General features: G+C 68.6%; 2 protein-coding genes. Both read right to left on the bottom strand.

All coding sequences use genetic code 11. From position 1 onward, the window contains the following. Window positions 1-2,309: methylmalonyl-CoA mutase family protein (locus tag ACE3T5_RS21200; RefSeq protein ID WP_374670096.1), on the bottom strand; the 2,309-nt coding region annotated here is incomplete at its 3' end. A gap of 135 nt (window positions 2,310-2,444) precedes the next feature. After that, window positions 2,445-4,520, bottom strand: a complete 2,076-nt coding sequence (locus ACE3T5_RS21195; protein WP_374670097.1) for a TRAP transporter large permease subunit — start codon at window positions 4,518-4,520, stop codon at window positions 2,445-2,447. Between the last annotated feature and the right edge of the window lie 18 nt (window positions 4,521-4,538).

Here is a 4,538-nt window from a genome sequence, read left to right as displayed (position 1 = left end):
TGGTGCACGAAGTACTCCGCGATGTCGCCCATCACCTTGAGGCTGAACTCGGTGCTGAAGATGCAGGTGTTCTGGCCCTGGTCCTCCTTCAGGATGTCGGCCTGCACCGTGCCGCGCACGTTGGCCAGCACCCATTCGCGGATCTTGGCCGCCTCGGTGTCCGTGGGCTCACGGCCGTTGTCGGCCTTGAACTTCTCGATGTTCTGGTCGATGGCGGTGTTCATGAACATCGCCAGGATCGACGGCGCCGGCCCGTTGATCGTCATCGACACGGAGGTCGCGGGATCGCACAGGTCGAAGCCCGAATAGAGCACCTTCATGTCGTCGAGCGTAGCGATCGACACGCCCGAGTTGCCCACCTTGCCGTAGATGTCGGGCCGGGGGTCGGGATCGTTGCCGTACAGCGTGACGGAGTCGAAGGCGGTCGACAGGCGCTTGGCCGGCATGCCCTCCGACAGCAGCTTGAAGCGGCGGTTGGTGCGGAACGGATCGCCCTCGCCGGCGAACATGCGCGTGGGGTCCTCGTTCTCGCGCTTGAAGGCGAAGGTGCCGGCGGTGTAGGGGAAGGTGCCGGGCACGTTCTCGAGCATCAGCCAGCGCAGGCGCTCGCCGTCGTCCTCGTAGCGGGGCAGGTAGACCTTGCGGATCGTCGTGCCGGAGAGCGTCTTTGTGGTCAGCCGGGTGCGGATCTCGCGGTCGCGGATCTTCACCACGTACTCGTCGCCGGCGTAGGCCTTCTGCAGATCCCCCCACTGGGCGAGCTGCCTGCGTGCTGCCGGGTCCTGCAGTTCCGAGCGCCGCAACGCGAGGTCTTCCGCGGCTTCGGCCGCGCGCGCCTTGTCGGGCTTGCCCACGCGCAGCATGCGCGCGGCTTCGCGCAGCTGCTGGATCTCACGCGCCAGAACGGCCTGCTCGCCGGCCTTCTTCTTGTAGGCGCGCACCGAGTCGGAGATCTCGGCCAGGTAGCGCGTGCGCGCGGCGGGCACGATGGGCGTCTGGTTCGTGCTGTGGCGCACGTCCACTGCCGGCAGGCGACCCGCCTGCAGAGCCAGGCCGAGTTCGGCCAGGCGCGGCTTCAGGGCCTGGTAGAGCGCGGTGACGCCGTCGTCGTTGAAGCGCGCGGCCATGGTGCCGAAGACCGGCATCTCCTCCGGCCGGCGGCTGAAGGCCTCGCGGTTGCGCTGCACCTGCTTGGCCACGTCGCGCAGCGCGTCGGCGGCGCCCTTGCGGTCGAACTTGTTGATGGCCACGAACTCGGCGAAGTCGAGCATGTCGATCTTCTCCAGCTGGCTGGCCGCGCCGAACTCGGGCGTCATCACGTACAGCGGCACGTCCACGTGCGGCACGATGGCCGCATCGCCCTGGCCGATGCCGGAGGTCTCGACCACCACCAGGTCGAAGCCCGCGGCCTTGCAGGCGGCCACCACGTCGGGCAGCGCGGCGGAGATCTCGCTGCCGAAATCACGCGTGGCGAGGCTGCGCATGTAGATGCGCGGCCCCTGGCTCCAGGCGTTGATCGCGTTCATGCGGATGCGGTCACCCAGCAGCGCGCCGCCGCTCTTGCGGCGTGAAGGGTCGATGGAGACCACGGCCACCCGCAGGCGGTCGTCCTGGTCCAGCCGCAGGCGCCGGATCAGTTCGTCGGTGAGCGAGGACTTGCCGGCGCCGCCGGTGCCGGTGATGCCGACCACGGGCACGTTCACCGCCGCGGCCGCTTCCCGAACGGCCTGCACCAAGGTTGGCTCGGCGCTACCCGACTCGATGGCGGTGATGAGCTGCGCCAGGGCACGCCAGGCGTTGTCGCCGTGGCCCTGGATCGCGGCCAGCGCACGCGGCGCGTGGACCGCGAGGTCCTGGTCGCAGCGCATGACCATCTCGCCGATCATGCCCTGCAGACCCATGCGCTGGCCGTCCTCCGGGCTGTAGATGCGCGTGACGCCGTAGTCGTGCAGTTCGCGGATCTCGGCCGGCACGATCACCCCGCCGCCGCCGCCGAACACTTGGATGTGGGCGCCGCCGCGCTGGCGCAGCAGGTCCACCATGTACTTGAAGTACTCGACGTGGCCGCCCTGGTAGGAGCTGACGGCGATGCCCTGCACATCCTCCTGCAGGGCGGCGGTGACCACCTCGTCCACGCTGCGGTTGTGGCCCAGGTGGATCACCTCGGCACCCATGCCCTGCAGGATGCGGCGCATGATGTTGATCGCCGCGTCATGGCCATCGAACAGGCTCGCCGCGGTGACGAAGCGCACCTTGTGCGTGGGGCGATAGTTGGCAAGCGCCTTGAATTCGGCGGACAGGTCGGTCATGGGTATGTCTCCACCCGGGGCAGGGCCTGGGCGCGTGCAATCGTAGCCCGCTACCTTACTTGACGTTTACGTAAACGTCAATGTTGATCACGCCGGCCTGCACCGCCCGCCCCGTGCGGGCGGTGCAGGGGCGGATCAGCGGCCGTACAGCACCTGCGGCAGCCACAGGCCGATCTGCGGCCAGATGTACAGCAGCACGATGGCGATGATCTGGATCCCCATGAAGGGCAGCATGCCCAGGAAGATCTGGTTCAGCGTCACATGCGGCGGGCTCACGCCCTTCAGGTAGAAGGCCGACATGGCCACCGGCGGCGACAGGAAGGCCGTCTGCAGGTTGAGCGCGACCAGCAGCCCGAAGAAGAGCGGATCGACGCCGAAGTTGTCGAGCAGCGGGATGAAGATCGGCATGAAGATCACGATGATCTCGGTCCACTCCAGCGGCCAGCCCAGGATGAAGATGATCACCTGCGACAGGATCAGGAACTCGGTCTTGCTGAGATTCATCGACAGCACCCAGCGCTCGACCAGCTCCTGCCCGCCCAGCAGCGCGAAGGCGGCTGAGAAGATCGCTGAGCCGACGAAGAGCCAGCACACCATGGCCGAAGTCTTGGCCGTGAGGAACACGCTCTCCTTGACGACCTCCAGCGTGAGCTGCCGGTAGGCGATGGCCAGCAGGAAGCCGCCCAGCGCGCCCACGGCCGCCGCCTCGGTGGGTGTCGCCAGGCCGAAGACGATGGAGCCCAGCACCGCCATGATGAGGATCATCAGCGGGAAGAAGCTGGTCAGCAGCATCTTGAAGATCTCCAGCCGCGCGAAGCTCAGCAGGGCATAGAAGACGGCCAGGGCCGCGGCGCCGACGCCGAAGCTGATCCAGAAGCCGCGCGGGGCGTCCCTTGCCGCGGCAGGCGCGGCCGTGGTGCCGGTGCCCGCCGGGGCGGGGGCCGCGCTGGCGCCAGGCGGCTCCTTCACGGCTTCCGCCCCCGGGGGCTCCCTGACGGCCTCCGCCGCACCCGGGGGCTCTTTCACGGCCTCGGCGCCGGGTGGCTCCTTCACGCCTTCGGCGCCGGGCGGCTCCTTGACGCCATCCGTGCCCGGTGGCTCCTTCACGCCATCGGCAGCCGGCGGTTCCTTCACGCCGTCTGCGCCCGGCGGCTCCTTCACGCCATCGGCGCCGGGCGGTTCGGCCAGGCCGCCGGCCGGCGCGGGCGCGGAGGTGCCCGTGTCACCGCTGCGGACCAGCTCAGCGGGCGGTGCGTCCTCGATCACGGGCGCCGTGACGGTCCGGTACATGAACAGCGAGAAGAACACGAACACCACCAGGGGCAGCGCGACGATACCAAGCTGTCGCAGCAGGTAGCCGGTCGGCACGTCCTGGTTGCGCGGGCCCTTCAGGGCGGCCAGCAGGCCGGCCACGGCATGGCGCTCGCCCGTGGGCGCGGTGATGCGCTGGGTCAGTGCCGGCAGCGGCACGAAGCGATCGGCCGCGGACAGCGGCGGCGCCATCGACGGCTTGATCTTTGCGACCAGGATCACGTAGATGATGTACAGGCCGGCGAGCATGATCCCTGGGAAGAAGGCGCCCGCATACAGCTGCACGACCGACACGCCCGCCGTGGCGCCGTACACGATGAGCAGCACCGACGGCGGGATCAGGATGCCCAGGCAGCCGCCAGCCGTGATCGTGCCCGCCGACAGCTGCACGCTGTAGCCGGAGCGCAGCATCGCGGGCAGGGCCAGCAGGCCCATCAGCGTGACCACCGCGCCGACGATGCCGGTGGCGGTGGCGAAGACGGCGCAGGTCACCAGCGTGGCCACCCCCAGCGCGCCAGGCACGCGCGCCAGCGCCAGGTGGATGCTGCGGAAGAGCTTCTCGATGAGGTTGGCGCGCTCGACCAGGTAGCCCATGAAGACGAACAGCGGGATCGAGATCAGCACGTCGTTGGACATGACCTTGAAGGCCGACTGCACCATCAGGTCGAGGGTGCGCTGGGTGTCCCGGTCATAGGCCAGCCAGGTGAAGATCATGCCCATGCCCATCAGCGTGAAGGCCGTCGGGAAGCCCAGCATGATGGCCACGACCACCAGCGACAGCATCAGCAGGCCGATGTGACCGCGCTCGATGCGCTCCACGCTGATCAGCATGAACAGGGCCGCGGCGACGATCATCGCCATCAGCGCGAAGCCGAACCACAGTTCCTTGCGGATCTTCATGATGCGGACTCCCGCGTG

The organism is Ramlibacter sp. (assembly GCF_041916345.1).
Lineage (GTDB): Bacteria > Pseudomonadota > Gammaproteobacteria > Burkholderiales > Burkholderiaceae_C > Ramlibacter.
The sequence above is the reverse complement of the archived record's forward strand: the minus strand, read 5'-3'. Positions and strand labels throughout refer to the sequence as shown.